Annotated in this window: 1 pseudogene; it reads left to right on the forward strand. The window is 52.7% G+C overall.

The window, feature by feature from the left end:
* Window positions 1–273: pseudogene (locus ACNQ0T_RS24230) on the forward strand (FAD-binding oxidoreductase); the annotation flags it as partial.

Genomic DNA, 273 nt, shown 5'->3' on the forward strand with positions numbered 1-273 from the left:
TACCGTGGGAAGCAGAGCGCTGCCGCCATGTGGAGTTAACTGACGAAAATGGCATTCTGGCAGGGCGCTTTGCCCCAACAGTCCGTAAGCCAGTTCTCACGCTGCCATCAGGCAAAATTGTCTTTGGTTTAGGGGATGCATTAGTGACCAACGATCCACTGACTGGACAAGGATCGAATAACGCCACGAAAGCCAGCAAAGTCTACTACGACGCTATTTTAGCCCGTGGTGACAAGCCGTATACGGCGGAGTGGATGAACGACACGTTTGAGC

The organism is Enterobacter cloacae complex sp.6700776 (assembly GCF_048284255.1).
GTDB classification, from domain to species: domain Bacteria; phylum Pseudomonadota; class Gammaproteobacteria; order Enterobacterales; family Enterobacteriaceae; genus Enterobacter; species Enterobacter intestinihominis.